This window comes from Vibrio sp. 1180_3, from assembly GCF_029478545.1.
Classification (GTDB): Bacteria; Pseudomonadota; Gammaproteobacteria; order Enterobacterales; family Vibrionaceae; genus Vibrio; species Vibrio aestuarianus.
In genome coordinates this window covers 169,224-185,800 of sequence record NZ_SJFM01000004.1, presented here as the reverse complement: position 1 = coordinate 185,800, position 16,577 = coordinate 169,224, and the positions used below count along the sequence as shown (strand labels likewise).

7 protein-coding genes and 1 pseudogene are annotated in these 16,577 nt (G+C 44.0%); 4 read left to right on the top strand and 4 right to left on the bottom strand.

Annotation, left to right across the window (positions count from 1 at the left end):
* Nucleotides 1–248: 248 nt before the first annotated feature.
* Nucleotides 249–1,517: pseudogene (uxaC, locus tag EYW48_RS04560) on the top strand (glucuronate isomerase); the annotation flags it as partial.
* Nucleotides 1,518–1,534: 17 nt separating this feature from the next.
* Nucleotides 1,535–3,541, top strand: coding sequence for a heparinase II/III family protein (locus tag EYW48_RS04555; protein WP_277431925.1), 2,007 nt, complete (start codon nt 1,535–1,537; stop codon nt 3,539–3,541).
* 206 nt (nt 3,542–3,747) lie between these two features.
* On the opposite strand, the gene glgB is transcribed toward EYW48_RS04555, so the two are convergent.
* The 3 genes from glgB to EYW48_RS04540 form a co-directional block, all read right to left on the bottom strand.
* The gene (gene glgB / locus EYW48_RS04550; RefSeq protein ID WP_176246590.1) at nt 3,748–5,931 is read right to left on the bottom strand and encodes a 1,4-alpha-glucan branching protein GlgB; all 2,184 of its coding nucleotides are present in this window, start codon (nt 5,929–5,931) and stop codon (nt 3,748–3,750) included.
* 179 nt (nt 5,932–6,110) lie between these two features.
* Nucleotides 6,111–8,288 carry a 4-alpha-glucanotransferase gene (malQ, locus tag EYW48_RS04545; protein WP_053308914.1) on the bottom strand — a complete coding sequence of 726 codons (2,178 nt, stop codon included), beginning with the start codon at nt 8,286–8,288 and terminating at the stop codon, nt 6,111–6,113.
* A 130-nt stretch (nt 8,289–8,418) separates the two neighbouring features.
* Nucleotides 8,419–10,872 carry a glycogen/starch/alpha-glucan phosphorylase gene (locus EYW48_RS04540; RefSeq protein ID WP_277431924.1) on the bottom strand — a complete coding sequence of 818 codons (2,454 nt, stop codon included), beginning with the start codon at nt 10,870–10,872 and terminating at the stop codon, nt 8,419–8,421.
* A gap of 577 nt (nt 10,873–11,449) precedes the next feature.
* Between EYW48_RS04540 and malT the strand changes: the two genes are divergently transcribed.
* Nucleotides 11,450–14,158 (top strand): HTH-type transcriptional regulator MalT, encoded by a 2,709-nt coding sequence (gene malT, locus EYW48_RS04535; protein ID WP_171981198.1) that lies wholly within the window; start codon nt 11,450–11,452, stop codon nt 14,156–14,158.
* 73 nt (nt 14,159–14,231) lie between these two features.
* Here the strand turns inward: malT and EYW48_RS04530 are convergent, their stop codons facing one another.
* Nucleotides 14,232–14,588: a YibL family ribosome-associated protein gene (locus EYW48_RS04530; RefSeq protein ID WP_053308917.1), complete on the bottom strand. Its 357-nt coding sequence runs from the start codon at nt 14,586–14,588 to the stop codon at nt 14,232–14,234.
* A gap of 228 nt (nt 14,589–14,816) precedes the next feature.
* Between EYW48_RS04530 and EYW48_RS04525 the strand changes: the two genes are divergently transcribed.
* Nucleotides 14,817–16,478 carry a methyl-accepting chemotaxis protein gene (locus EYW48_RS04525; protein ID WP_168524371.1) on the top strand — a complete coding sequence of 554 codons (1,662 nt, stop codon included), beginning with the start codon at nt 14,817–14,819 and terminating at the stop codon, nt 16,476–16,478.
* Nucleotides 16,479–16,577 lie beyond the last annotated feature (99 nt).

Sequence of the window (16,577 nt, the reverse complement as noted above, 5' to 3'; positions counted from 1 at the left end):
CCTGAGTTTCGCCGTCGATAGAGATATAACATGGAGTTGGCATTGCAAATTCCTTACTTTACTTAAATGATGAATGTATTTTGCGCAAATTCATCACCTATAGAGCAAGGTCGATGCCAACCTTAAGATTATTTAATTTCAATGAGTTATAATGATAAATAAAACATATCGAGCAATAACCTGCCTAGCATAAGCAACTTTTTGCTCTTACCTACCAATAATTACTCCATCCGCTTTGGCTTGATCGCAGTTACCAAAGCATTGCGGAAGCTTGGCTAAAATACGATCACTATTTATGGCGAGCCATGCGTAGTGTTGGCATTGAGGAACACTTTATTACTGGTGATGCCTCTGAATATGAAAAATTTGAAAAATGGTGCGAGACCATGCCGTACTTAATCGGCAACCCGTTATATCAATGGTGCCATTTAGAACTTAAGCGCTATTTTGATTTAGATTGCCTGATTAACCCCAAAAACTGCCCAGAAATATGGCAGCACTGCAATGACATATTAGCTAGCGGTGCATTATCAGCTCGTAATATCTTGATAAAAAACAAGGTTGACACACTCTGTACCACTGATGATCCTCTAAGCGATTTACACTATCACCACGCATTGGCTGAGTCTGACTTTGCTGTCAAAGTGCTGCCGACCTTTAGAACTGACGCATTAATTAATGTCAGCCAACCGACCATTTTTGGCGATATGCTCAAAAAACTCAGTCATAACACTGGTATTGCAATCCACCAGCTTAGTGATTTTCAAGCTGCGCTAATCCAAAGGATCGACTATTTTCATCAAGCTGGTTGCCGCCTGTCAGATATTGGTATTAACATCGTCAATTACGTCGAGTATGACGATACACAAATTGAATTTATCTTCCAAAAAATGCTATCGCTGCAGCATCTAAGTGATACAGAACAACAACAATGGCAAAGTGCGACTTTCCAGTTTCTTGGCCAACAATACCACCAGCGTCAATGGACAATGCAAGTTCATATCGGTGTTCAACCCAACGTAAACCAACGCCGCTTGCAACAGATTGGAGCTGGAACTGGTTTTAGCATCATGCATGATGCCGAAGTGGTAACTCCACTTACTTTACTGCTTGATAAACTAGACCAAACCAATCAATTACCACAGACCGTTCTTTATAATTTGAACCCTAAAGATACATGGTCTATTGCAAGTTTAATTGGCGCCTTTCAAGACTCCGTCACCAGTGCCGGCAAGATTCAGCTGGGTGCAGCATGGTGGTTTAACGATCACAAGCAAGGCATGATCAATCAAATGAGCGCTTTGGCAAATTTAGGTGCATTAGGTGCCTTTGTAGGGATGCTGACCGATTCCAGAAACTTATTTTCAATGTCTAGACACGAATATTTCCGCCGCGTGTTGTGTAACTTATTAGCAAAATGGGTCAATAGCGGTGAACTGCCTAACGACCCTGAACTATTAAAACAATCAATTGAAAATATTTGCTTTTTAAATGCCAAACGCTATTTCCACTTTTAATTTTTAGGTAAGTCACTATGTTGCAATTTAACTCTCAGCAGATTGAAACCATTCGTCAAAGAGCAAGCTCAACATTTATCCAGCAATTAGAAAAAGAAAATGAAATCGTTCTTTATTCCGACACATTGGTCCCACCCGATAACCGAGCTACGTGGAATTTATATTATTTTTGCCCAGAGCATGGCGTTAGACTCACATGGGATCGCCAAAAACAAACGCAGCACTGCTGTCCCATTGATGGGAAGGTGTTTAGCGGCAAACCGTATGATGGAGCATGGTGGCGTGGTCTCAATGGCTTAAATGCGAAAGCGTGTAATCAGTTGGGATTACTGTGGCAAATTACCGGCAAGCAGGAATACTTTGATAAAGTTGCAGCTCTATTGATGGAATACGCCAAGTATTATCCAACCTATGAAGAACACGGCGGTATTCCTTATAACGGACCAGGTAAAGCTAACGCCCAAACCTTGTGTGAAGCCAACTGTAATCTTGATTTTGCACTCGGTTATGACTTTATCCGTGAAGCATTAAGCCCAGCTCAGCGTGAGTACATTGAAACCCGTTTATTACGTGAAGGTGCTGAGTTTTTGATGCAACACCGCACGCCTCAACTGCATAACCATGAAATGAAAATTAATGCTACGATTGGCGTAATAGGCTTGATCCTCCATGACGAGCAATATATCGATTTCGCATGCAACACACCGTATGGCTTGAAATACCAACTCGATCACGGTGTTGGTGGCGAAGGGCTATGGTTTGAAGGGTCGATCCACTACCACTATTACGCATTGCAAGCCTTAATGGCTTTCGAAAAACTGGCGCGTGATACTCGCTATTCGTTAGCGGATCACCCATCCTTTCTAACCATGCTTGCATTCCCGTTGAAACTCATTCTCAATACGGGTGATTTCCCCAAACTCAATGACTGTATCGCAGGACAAGAAAAACTCAACCATACTCATTTGTTTGAATATGCATACAGTGAGTTTAAAGATCCATTGTTTGCATCAGCCTTAACCAGCATCTATCAGTCACAAGACAGAGACAATATTGACGCACTGCTTTATGGCGTTGAAACCCTCCCTGACGTTGAACCCATTGCCAGCAATCCTATCCATGCACCACAATCCGGTATTACGCTGTTCGAGGATGCTAACCATAAGAATATGCTGCTATTAAAGCATTCTCCTTACGGTGGTGAACACGACCATTACGATCGCCTAGGGCTTATTTTGATCAAAGATGGCAAAGAAATTCTGCCCGATTTAGGCACTACAGGGTATGGCGCCGAATTACATTATGGGTATTACAAAAATAGCGCTAGTCATAATACTCTGGTCGTCAATCAAAAGAATCAAACGCCCGCCAACCCTGAAGTCATCAATTATATTGAGCATGATGACTACCAGTACATTGATACCAGTGTGGATTGGCGGAAACCTGCTGCAGCCGTTGATAGCCATACTATCAAGCAATGGGATGAAGAATCCTATAGAGACGTTCAATTTAGACGAAGCATTTTATGGCTTGGCGATCTGGCCATCGAAATTAATCAGGTCAAAAATCCACATCAACAAAACTTAGATCTCACTTGGCATACACGCGGTACATTCAACGGTTTACCTTGCGGTTTTAGTGCAACAACAAACCCATTATCAGGCCCTTTAGCTCGCATGCATGATTGTAAAAGTGCTGATGTCAATGACACGATTACTCGGGTCAATTACCGCATCGCTAGCTGTTCTACCTATACGCAGCATCACCATATTGACGGAGGTCATTCAATACTGACAGGGCTAGCGCCAGATAACCCAGCGACAAGTGATCTTTCTTATTTATTGATTAGAGGCGATCGACAACAGCTTAGATGCGTCACTCTTCATGATCTCAATGACCACTACCAACTATTAAATTGTGAATGGAAGCAGCAAATATTGACCATCACTTTCCGTAAAGCTAAAGAACGGTTTACCATCGACATTGATTTTAAAAACTCATCTATAAAACTAGAACAATCATAGTGTTCATCACCCAGTGGTGACTTTCCATAAAAAAAGGGATTGAATTCAATCCCTTTTTTTACATGGTAAATATACCCTTTTGACTTGAAGCTACAGCGGTGTTGGCTACATTCGCTCCCTCCAATCACATAGTTTATCTATGCTCATGGGGATGAACTCACTTGCCGCCTGCCTGCAACTTCAAGAGGTTTGAATGCAGAGTAAATTTAAGCATTCAATTTGTAGAAAATGGTCGCCAGCGGCGGGACTCTTAATAGCAACGATTGAGGCAACCCTTCGCTTTCAAGCTCCTCCGTTTTCGCAGATGACAAGACATCAAAGCCACTGCCACCATACTTTTCATCGTCGGTATTGAGTAGCAATTGATACTCACCATCAATAGGCATACCTAGCTGGAATTCTTCATGAGGCACGGGAGTAAAGTTGGTGATAATCAACACTCGTTCACCCGCTTCACTAATACGCTCATGAGCCAAAATACTGGCATCGGCTGCATCTTGAAGACGCCATTCAAAACCTCGCGGTTCACTGTCTAATTCAAATAGCGCTTTCTGTTGTTGGTAGACAGTGTTCAGATCACGCGTTAAATTTTGTACCCCTTGATGGCGTTCAAATTGCAGTAAGAACCATTGCAGTTGATCGTCGTGGTTCCACTCTGCTGTTTGGCCAATTTCCGCGCCCATGAAGTTAAGCTTTTTACCCGGCTGACCGTACATGTAACCCATATATGCCCGTAAGTTCGCCGTTTGCTGCCACTCATCACCGGGCATCTTATTATGGATAGAACCTTTTCCGTATACCACTTCATCATGCGACAAAGACAACACATAGTTTTCGCTGTGCGCGTAGACAAGTGGGAAAGTAATGGTGTTGTGATGATACTTGCGATGAACAGGATCTTCTTGGATATAAGCTAAGCTGTCGTGCATCCAGCCCATATTCCATTTAAAACCAAACCCTAAACCGCCCATAAAGGTCGGCGCAGAGACTCCAGGAAACGCCGTTGACTCTTCAGCAATGGTCATTGCATTGGGGAAGTGTTTATACACTTCTTCGTTCATCCATTTTAAGGTAGCAATCGCATCGTAGTTTTCTCGGCCACCGTCGACATTAGGGATCCACTGATCATGGCTACGCGAGTAGTCAAGGTAGAGCATTGAAGCCACAGCATCAACGCGGATACCGTCAATATGGAATTGCTCAAACCAATACAAAGCGTTAGAAACAAGGAAACGGCGTACATGTTCGCGCCCAAGGTCGTAAATATACGAATTCCAATCTTGATGCCACCCACGGCGTGGATCTGGATCATGGAACAGTGGTGTACCATCAAAATTAGCCAAACCATGGCTATCCGCTGGGAAGTGTGCTGGAACCCAATCAAGTACCACACCAATACCAGCTAAGTGGCATTGTTCGACAAAGTATTTGAAGTCATCTGGCGTACCAAAACGACTGGTCGGTGCAAATAAACCTACCGGTTGATAACCCCATGATCCGTAAAATGGATGTTCAGAAACTGGCATTAATTCGACGTGGGTATAACCCAAGTCAACTAAGTAAGGCACCAATTGCTCGGCAAGTTCTCGATAATTTAGGAACTCACCTTGTTCATTACGACGCCAAGAACCGACATGCAACTCATAAAATGACAACGCTTGTTTACGCTTTTCTGATACAGGTCGAGCCTGCCATGCGCTATCTTGCCATTGATAGCGGCTATGATCGTACGTCACAGAGGCAAAAGAAGGGTATTGCTCGGCATAAAAGCCCCAAGGGTCCGCCTTGTGTGGCAACCCTTCACCGTGTGGACCTTTAAGTTCGAATTTGTATTGGGTACCCTCGGCTAAATCGGGCATAAAAATGCCCCAGATACCGTAATCAAGACGCTGCATTGGGTGGCGACGGCCATCCCAGTCGTTAAATGCACCAATCAAACTGCACGCTTGTGCATGTGGAGCATAAACCAAGAAACGCGTACCTGAGACCTGTTTACCATCACGCTCAAGCGTAATAAATTGCGACCCCATATGATGGTACATCGACTTCGGTGTATGAAGATCATCATATTCTGCGTACAAGCTATGGTATTGATACGGGTCGTCGATCAACTGCTCAGTGCCAGCCCAATCGATGGCCAATTGGTAGTGAGTAAAACGTAAATCCCTGTCAGATTTCAATACAAAACCAGATTCTTCCTCACGTTCGAGCTCAATTCGAGGTTGATTTTCTATCACCAACTCGACTTTATCTGCACCCGGCATCCATACACGTAACGCCCCTTGATCCTGAGCCAGATAAGGGCCTAAAAATGAAAACGGATCAGCAAATGCTGCATGAGAAAGTTGGCTATATACCTGCTTTTGTTTTGAAAGCTTTTTTATTTTCATATCCCTACTCCTAACCTAACTTTCTTTCAAAGTAAAAAAATGCCCGCTAACCGGCGGGCATACTAGCGGAGTACAGTGTACCGAACTCCATGATTACATTGAGTGACTTACGCTAAAATTCTGTGTGCAATCACAAAGAAACATGACACTAAGCCAATACAATGAGGCTTAGTGAGTCTTTATTTACTCACACTTGCACGAACTTCAGTCAAGCGATTAGCAATACGATTAACATTTTCACGCCCAAAGAGCTCATCAAGGTTCATCGACAATTTACGTCTCCAGTTCGGGTACTCGTCAACAGTACCAGGAATGTTGACCGGTTTATCCATCTCGAGCCAATCTTCTAGCTGAACGCTGAGCAAAGTGGATGAACCAGCGGCAACGTGAAGTTGTAATGCCTCACTCAAATATGAATCCATTGGCACTAGGCTCGCATCAAGGCCAATCCCTTCTGGCAGGTAACCATGCCATGCGACTGAATCTAAGATCCCTTGTTTGCATTTTAAACGGTCATCAAACAGAGCATTCAATTGTTCTTCATCAGGATAAAGACCAATTTCACTGCCCATTTTCAGGTCATCACAGTGCCAGAAACCACGCAAAGTAGGCATATCGTGAGTACATAAGGCCGACATCGATTGAGCCGCGTAATGTTTCGGTGAAATAAAGCCGCCATCTTCAGCCGTTTCAAAGAAAAAGACTTTATAAGAATGAACGCCAGCATCAGCCAAAATATCAACGATTTCATCAGGAACAGTACCTAAATCTTCACCGATAACACTGCATTGATGGCGATGAGATTCTAAAGCCAAAATAGCGAGCATATCTTTCACTGGGTAGTAGATATACGCCCCTTTGGTTGCATTCTCACCTTTTGGAATCCACCATAAGCGCAGCAAACCAAGTACATGATCAATCCGCAATGCGCCACAGTGCTTCATGTTAGCACGCAACAGTTTGATGAACGCATCGTAAGCCGTTGCTTCAAGCACTTGTGGGTTTAGTGGTGGTAACCCCCAGTTTTGTCCTAGCGGGCCTAGAATATCTGGCGGCGCGCCAATGCTAGCGTCAAGCACTAGGTTGCCTTCATCGGCCCATGTCTCAGCGCCCGAGTCAGCCACACCAACAGCAAGGTCACGATATAGACCCACTGCCATGCCTTTTTCTTCCGCCAAGGCTTGAGCTTCATTGATTTGGCTATCAGCAATCCATTGTAAATACATGTACAAATGTACTTGGTCTTGGTTATCTGTAATGAATTTCTGAACCGCGCTGTTTTCAAAACGGCGGTATTTCTCAGGGAAGACAGGCCAACCCCAAACACTAGAATCTTGGCCATGTAATTCAACATGAAGCGCATCAAAAGTCGCCTGGTGAAGTAGGCTATCACCACCTTCTTCAACAAAATTCAGAAACGCTTGAGCGCGATCACTACCTTTATCTAAATGACGCTTTTTGAATTCGGTAAATAGTAATGGCAAAACGCTCATTTTTAGTTCAGCCACTTCAGTGTAATTCACCCAGTGCGCTTCACGAACTTTTTGTAAACGTTGCTGGAAGTCTGCACTGCCCACTTTTTGCTGCGCGTCTGCGCTTAAGGCGAATTCAGGAACAGAGCTTACGTCAATATAGAGGATATTTAACCAGCGACGAGAAGAGGGGCTGTATGGACTTGCACCTTCAGGGTTTGCAGGGAACAGTGAATGAATTGGGTTTAGACCGACAAAATCACCACCACGAGAGGCAATATCTGACACTAACTGTTTCAAGTCGCCAAAATCACCAATACCCCAGTTGTGTTGCGTACGCAGAGTATAAAGCTGAACGCTTGGACCCCACATTTTTTTGCCTTGGTTAATTGGATCTTGTTTGTAACACGCTTGCGGTGTCACGATCAAAGTCAGCTCATAAGGTGCTTTACGACGTTTACGCGTCACCAATAATTTGTGATAACCCCATGCCAAATCATTTGGCAATGTGAACACTAGAGGGCCACCCTCGGCACGATCATCACGAACGATTTGCGACTGAAGATAGCCTTCAAGTACCTCTCCTTGCTCGGTTTCTAAGCGCCAGTTAAATTCACTTTCACGTGCGCTAACACCTAAGTACAGTGGAATTTCCACTGCCTCACCCTCGCGGACAACGAGAACTGGGTCTAATACATCTTTTTTGTGTTTTTTCTCTGCTGATTTCAGCAATGTTTCATCATTGGTTGTGTCATAGCCTAAAGACGCCAATAAGCGAATAAGGGTTTCATCTTCCACTTTCGCTTCGTCGCCCCACGCGCTCACATAGCTGTCGGCTAATTTCGCCATTTCAGCGACTTGTTTTAATGCGTTTAGTTCTTTCATCGCTCTCTCCGAAGGGACTGCTTTACCCTTCAAAACTGTAGGGTTTTAATAGTAGTGTTTTGTAAATGAGTACTTTTATTTGCAAAAGAAGCAAAGAGCCAAGGCACGAATGCCTTGGCTAAGTTAAGAATTAACGCTTAACTGCTTCTAATTTCCAGATGTTGTTGACGTAATCTCTGATACTGCGGTCTGAGCTGAATTTGCCCACTAATGCGGTATTCAGAATCGCTTTCTTAGCCCAACCAGCTTGATCACGGTACTGCTTATCCATCGCTTCATGCGCTTTTACGTAAGAAGCAAAGTCTGCTAACACTAGGTACGGGTCACCACCATCAAGCAAGCTATCAAAAGTAGCACGCAGCTTACCTGGAGCCCCTGGGGTGAATTCTTCACCTAACAGCAGGTCAAGTGACGCTTTCAGTAGAGGATCAGCGTTGTAGTAATCGTATGGGTTGTAACCACGCGCTTTCACCGCTTCCACTTCATCGACTTCTAAACCGAAGATGTAGATATTGTCATCGCCCACTTCTTCGCGAATTTCTACGTTCGCCCCATCCATCGTACCGATAGTCAATGCACCGTTTAGCGCCATTTTCATGTTACCAGTACCAGAAGCTTCTTTACCGGCAGTTGAAATTTGCTCTGATACGTCAGCGGCTGGGATGATGATTTCAGCCATGCTCACGCGGTAATCAGGAATGAAGACCACTTTCAATTTGTTACCAATACGAGGGTCGTTATTCACTTTCTCTGCAATCTTGTTGAGGCCGTAAATGATCTCTTTCGCTAAGTGGTAACCCGGCGCCGCTTTCGCGGCAAAGAAGACCACACGTGGTGCCATATCAAACGTTGGGTCATTGATCAAACGATGATACAGAGACAAGATGTGCAGCATGTTAAGGTGTTGACGCTTGTACTCGTGTAGACGTTTGATTTGCACATCAAAGATTGCATTGGTATCAAGTTCGATATCCATGTTCTCTTTAACCCAATCAGCTAAGCGTTGTTTGTTCTGCTTCTTCACTGCCATGAATTCTTTTTGGAATTTGGCATCATCAGCGTACTGAGCAATCGCTTCAAGTTGATCAAGATGTGCTGGCCAATCTGAACCAATTTTTTCAGTAATCAGTGCGGATAAACCAGGGTTACAGAACTTCAACCAACGGCGTGGTGTAATACCATTGGTCACATTGTGCAGACGAGTTGGGTACAGCTCGTTGAACTCAGGGAACAAATCACGTTTCACCAATTCTGAGTGAAGTGCTGCCACACCATTTACCGCGTAAGAGCCAACCACACAAAGGTTTGCCATGCGAACCATACGGTGGAAACCATCTTGGATGATCGACAGTTTTTGCTGTTTAGCGACATCGCCAGGCCATTTAGCACGAACTTCTTGTAGGAAGCGGTGGTTGATCTCGTAAATGATTTCCATATGACGAGGCAACAAGCGTTGAATCAAAGATTCACTCCACGTTTCCAATGCTTCAGGTAGCAAGGTGTGGTTGGTGTAAGCGAACGTTTTAGAGCTGATCGCCCATGCGTCATCCCAACCCATGCCTTTTTCATCGATCAAGATACGCATCAATTCTGGAATAGCGATAGTCGGGTGCGTATCGTTTAACTGAATGGTTTCGTACTTAGGTAGATCTGCAATCGCATGACCGGCGGCTTCATGACGGCGCAAAATATCACGTACTGACGCTGCACTGTGGAAGTACTGCTGCATCAAACGCAGTGTTTTACCTTTTTCATGGTTATCATTTGGGTACAAGACTTTGGTGATGTTGCCTGCATCGATTAACGCATGCTGCGCTTCGAAGTAGTTACCATTGTTGAAACTTTCTAGTGAGAAAGGCGCAATCGCACGACATTCCCACAAACGTAGAGGGTAAACCGTATCACTTTCGTAACCCACAATTGGTAGATCCCATGGCATACCTTGTACATACATACCAGGAACCCAGCGACGCTTCTCGATACCGTTTTCATTAACCACTTCAACGTGACCATAAAAACCGATCTCTTGCGCGATATCTGGACGAGCGATCTCCCAAGGGTAACCTTCAACACCACGCCATGCGTCAGGCGCTTCTTGCTGATGACCTTCTTTGAAAGACTGCTTAAACAAACCATATTCATAGTGCAGACCGTAGCCCACAGTTGGGTATTCTTGAGCGGCACACGAATCCATGAAACACGCCGCTAGACGACCTAAACCACCGTTACCCAATGATGGGTCACGCTCTTCTTCAAGAAGATCCGTTAAGTTTTGACCCAACTCAGTCATTGCTTCTGTAATTTGTTCATACAGACCCATGCTGATCAGGTTGTTACCCGTTAAACGTCCAATCAAGAACTCAAGAGAAAGGTAATTCAAACTTTTCGCGTTGACGATTCGCTCATCTTGCTCAGTTTCAAGCAAGTCAAACGTTGTTAATTCTGCGAGTGCACGACCCATCGCCAAGTACCAAGTACGGCTACTGGCATGCTCAATGCTGGTTGCATAAGTTGCAGTAAGGTGTTTTACCACGTTCTTTTGGAAAGAAGCTTTATCGAATTTTTTCTGTTGCGTAGGTTTCATCAGGGAAATCTCACTTATCCGTTTTAATCCATCTGTGCCATATCGTGCATCACCATCAAAAGCTCGGCATCCTCCTACTCACAGGCACATTTAGGAGGAGGAGTCAGGGCGTAGAGGGGGGAGCACAATCGTGTCGGTGATCCATCTCTCATTAGTTGAGATATCCTTCGAATAACGAGTGATTCTGATCACATCACTTAACCAATATCTTTAACTTCATTGCTAAAAACTAAAATTTCTTGCGGTATAAACAATTACTCATAATGAGAGGGATATCCCAAAAAAATGACTCGACCTCACTAATTACATTGAGTGATGTACATACCAACTTTCTGTTTAGCACATAATTGAGAAGATTTGGTGACACAGAGCACAAAACTAGGGCGTAGATGGGTGGTAAGTGTGAATCCAACAGAAATCTCGTTATGGATCAATAAACACGCCACTCAACATCAAGTACTATCCATATAAAATGTTTAACAGTACGACTTTTTACCAAACACAAAATGATAAATTACGTAATAAAGTGCGTAATTGTGCTTTTGATAAAGTAACCATTACCAATGGGATATGGAAGATGTGGATTCCTTCGAAACTGACTCGCCCTGGGCGCTTACACAACGCCATCGTTCGCCCAAGAGTACTCGAACTGCTGGCCCAAGCGCCTTGCTACAAACTGGTTCTATTTCGTTCACCTGCGGGGTACGGCAAAACCACCATGGCTGCACAATGGCTCTCTGATAAACCTAACGTTGGCTGGTATAGCATTGATGAAAGCGATAACGATGCTTTTCGCTTTATGAACTACCTGTTGCAGGCGATTAATAAAGCAACACATCACAGTTGCCCCAATGCACAGAAGTTAGCAGAGCGACGTCAGTTTTCATCACTTCATTCACTATTTAGTGAAGTCTTTGCCGAAATGTCAGCTTTTAATAAAGAGTGTTATGTGGTGCTCGATGATTACCACTTAATCTCTGATGATGAAATTCATGAAGCAATGCGTTTTTTCCTAAAACACATGCCTGACAACCTCACCCTGGTGGTCACTAGCCGCGCAACCCCACCTTTAGGAACAGCAAACCTGCGGGTTCGCGACTTGATGATCGAAATAGGTAATAGACTGCTTGCTTTTGATACCGAAGAAACCACACGCTTTTTCAATCAACGCGTCGTCGATGGCGTCGATGACGACACCGCAAATAATCTTCGAACTTATGTCGAAGGCTGGCCATCCGCTTTGCAACTGATTGCCTTGCAAGCTCAGCATCAAAAACGCACATTGGCTCAAACGGCTGAATCTGTCTCGCAATTTAATCACGCACATCTTTGGGATTACTTAGTTGAGGAAGTGTTTGATCTGCTTGATAAAGAAACACGTCAATTTTTGATGCAGTGTTCAGTACTGGATCATTTCAATGATGTCTTAGTAACCGCGCTTACCAAGCGTGACGATGCATTGAGTATGATTGAGTCCTTAAACCGCTATGGTCTCTTTATTTATCCATTGGAAGGGGAACATAACTGGTATCGCTTCCATAATTTGTTCGCAGAATTTCTCGCTCATGAGCGCTTAGCGCGAATTCCCCAGCAAGAACAGGAACTGCATCGCGCAGCAGCACACGCTTGGCTAGCCGAATCAACTCCACATCAAGCACTGAGGCATGCACGTTTAGCCAATGATGCAGACCTCTTAGCCGCTATTTTGACACAATACGGTTGGAAAATGTTTAACCAAGGTGAGCTCGCAACTTTGGAAGAGGCAATTAATCAACTCTCACCCACTCAACTCTACAGCGAACCGAAACTGTGTATGTTGCAAGCTTGGCTCGCCCAAAGCCAACATCGCTACAACGATGTTGGAGATCTGCTTGCCAAAGCCGACAAAGAAATGAACGCACTCAATGTTAAACTCACCACCAAAGAACAAGGTGAATTTAATGCCCTGCGTGCACAAGTCGCCATTAACCAAAATGAACCAGAAAAAGCATTAGAACTTGCAGAGCTGTCATTAAGCCAGTTGGACCATACCGTTTATCGAAGCCGCATTGTGGCTACGTCAGTAGTTGGTGAAGTGAATCATGTGCTGGGTCAACTCAGCCGTGCTTTGTCAATGATGCAACAGACAGAAAAGCTTGGTCGCCAATATCAAGTATTCCACCAAGTTCTTTGGGCTTTATTGCAACAAAGCGAAATTTTGATAGCTCAAGGTTATGTTCAAGCAGCCTTTGAAGTCCAGGATGTGGCCTTTAAGCTAATAGAAGAGCAACAACTGCAGCAAGTTCCACTACATGAATTCTTGCTGCGCGTACGAGCACAAATATTATGGTGTTGGAATCGATTAGATGAAGCTGAAGAGTGCGCTTATAAAGGACTACGTGTGCTTGGCAATCATTCGCCAAGTAAGCACTTACATAGCTATTCAATGCTCGCGCGAATTGCCATTGGACGCGGTGAACTCGATAAAGCAGGGAAGTTTATCGAGCAGATCCAGCATCTACTTAAACAGTCGACCTACCACGTTGACTGGACAGCCAACGCGTCCTTGTCTCTGATTCTATTCTGGCAAGCTCGTGGGGATAATGAAGCGATGCAACAGTGGCTAGATACCACTATTCGACCAGAGAAAGCCTGCAACCACTTCTCACAATTGCAATGGCGCAACATTGCTCGCTGTCAGATCCACCTAGGTCTGCTCGATGAAGCTGCTCAAACGATCGCCTTCTTACAAAGTGAAGCGGCGACTTACCAGCTTCTTACCGATACGAATCGAAACTTAATCGTTGAAGCCGTCCTTGCCACCACATTACATGATGATGAACTGGCCAAAGAGAAGTTAAAAGAAGCGCTTAAGTTAACCAACCAAACTGGTATGATCGGCAACTTTTTGATTGATGGCGCAAAGATTGGCCACCTACTAGAGAAACTCGCTTCTCGCTCAGAACTAGGGGACTTAGAACGTCATCGAGCTCAGCAGTTAATGAAAGAAATCTCGACTACACAACGCAGTCGTTCTGTGCATTTTGACGAAGAGTTCGTTGAAAAATTAGTCAACCACCCTAACATCCCTGAGTTAGTTCGCACCAGTCCACTTACCCAACGCGAATGGCAAGTTCTCGGGCTTATCTACTCTGGTTTTAGTAATGAACAGATCGCACAGGAGCTCGATGTTGCGGGAACGACCATCAAAACGCATATCCGCAACTTGTACCAAAAACTCAATATTGCCAACCGTAAAGAAGCTATCAGCACAGCGGAAAACCTTCTGCAATTAATGGGTTACTAGATCAAAAAGAGCCAGTAAAAACTGGCTCTTTTTCTATTCTATAGATACACTGCCCGAATAAAAAAATTCGACCTTAAAAAGGCTTCGGTGCAAAACCCGTCATCACTTCAATACGTAATTCTTTACCCATTTTTGTCAATGGATGAACCACAACCAAACCCTTAACTGATTTTTTCAATTTACCTAAATCTGCTTGTTCTGCTTTGGTAATTTCGCGAGAGAACGGCATATCAAGCAAGCTCTTACGTTCTTTGTTCATTGTGTAGTTGTCTTTGTGCTTCACTTGAGCCATTTTCTTCGTCAACTGCTCAACTTCATCGGTAAATTTACTGATCATTGCCTGGTCACCACGAGCTTTAGCCGCTTCAAGTTTATGACGGCAAGTGTCTAAACGGTTGTTTAGTTGTTGGATTTCATTTTTCATGCTCATGGCTATTTGGCTCTTGGAAGGTAAAACGGGGCGGGAGTATATCACAAGGAAATGTAACTCCATACACGAGATTCATTGATCAAAAAAAACAATGGATAACATCTCTCTTTTTGAGGTTATTTGTCGGCAAAAGTACAAAACTTAAACTATTCTATAATTTACAAAAACAACAATATAAACGTTAGTGGTAGTACTCAATACAACCTTATTTCTCACAGGAAGTGCCCCATGAGCCTTACGATTCGCCAACGACTCTACGTGCTGTCTATTGTTCCACTGCTCATTATCTCATTGAGTATGATGTACCTTAGCTTTTCCGAAACTCAAAAGCTAAATAACGAGCAGATAACCGAAACGCGCAGCAGCATGATGGATATGAAACGCGCAGAACTAAAATCTTATCTACAAATTGCTGAAACCGCTCTGTCTCCATTAACGCAACGCAACGCCTCTCTTGAAGAAGCAATGCTTGTGTTACGAGAAATATCTTTTGGTAGCAGTGGTTATCTTTTCGGTTATAACTCAAAAGGTGATCGGCTACTACTGGGTAAAAGTGACAAAGGAGTTGGTGAGAATTTTTGGAGCCTACAAGATTCTCATGGCAACTACCTGGTACAAGACCTACTTAAAAATGCTAAAAAAGATGCCTTCACTACCTATTATTTCCCCAAACCAGGTGAATCAACACCTTTACCTAAATTGAGCTATTCCGTTTATTTATCTCAGTGGGATTTAATGATCGGTACAGGTTTCTACACCGATGATGTTGATGCGCTTATGGATGAAATGGCAGCTCGATCTTCTGAGCAGCTCGATAAAAGCCTACTCACGATTGTAACCGTCAGCCTGTTTATTGTCGCGATTGTTGGTGTGTTCGCGGTTATTTTGAACCGCAGCATAATGCGACCTTTGGAGTTATTTGATGCTTCTATTCGCTCATTTGCCAGTGGCGACGCTGATTTAACAGCAAGAATGGAAAAATTCAACGCACCGGAATTTGCTAAATTAAGCGATAACTTCAATGCGTTTGTTACTAGCTTGCAAGACATTATTAAACGCGTCAATCAAGTCGGTCAACAGGTCGTCGATGAAACCGATAATATGACCAAACGCGCCACACAGGTTGATACTATCGCCGCAGGTCAGCGCCAAGAGACTGAGCAAGTTGCCACGGCAATGACAGAAATGACCACCACTGCAACAGAGATTTCAAGTAATGCAAGTCAAGCAGCGCAATCAGCAAAGGATGCCGATGACAATGCACTAGATGCTCATCGAATTGTTGAGTCGGCCGCACATTCAGTTCAGGCATTAGCCGAAGAGGTTGCCGAGGCCAGTAGCGTTATTTCGAAACTCGAAGGTGATGTGAAAAATATCTCGTCTTCACTTACTGTAATCCAAGATATTGCGGAACAAACCAATTTATTAGCACTCAATGCTGCAATAGAGGCGGCTCGTGCTGGTGAACAAGGGCGCGGTTTTGCGGTAGTTGCCGATGAAGTACGTAAATTAGCTAGCCGAACTCAAGAAAGTACTGGTGACATCCATCAAATGATCGAGCAATTGAAAAAAGCATCGGATGCCGCCGTAAAAGCAATGGATTCCAGCCAAAGCCGCAGCGTAACGACGGTTCAAGAAGCCAATGCAGCTTCAGATGCCCTGAAAAAAATCCAAGATTCAATTGGCACAATCATGGACATGAACTCGTTGATTGCAACAGCAACGGAAGAACAGAGCATTGTAGGGCAAGAAATTTCTGAGCGTATTGTGGTCATTTCCGATCAAAGTAGTCAATCAGCCGATTTAGCTAACGAGAACCGTCACGGTAGCCAAACGCTGAATGGGCGAGCTCATGAGCTCTATAATTTGTTGGTTCGCTTTAAAGTTTAATCACACTTTACACTGTAAACCCCCGATGTTAGTACAAGCATCGGGGGTTTTTATTTGCAGTTCTATAAACGATAGCTGCATCGCTTACACAATAGAGGA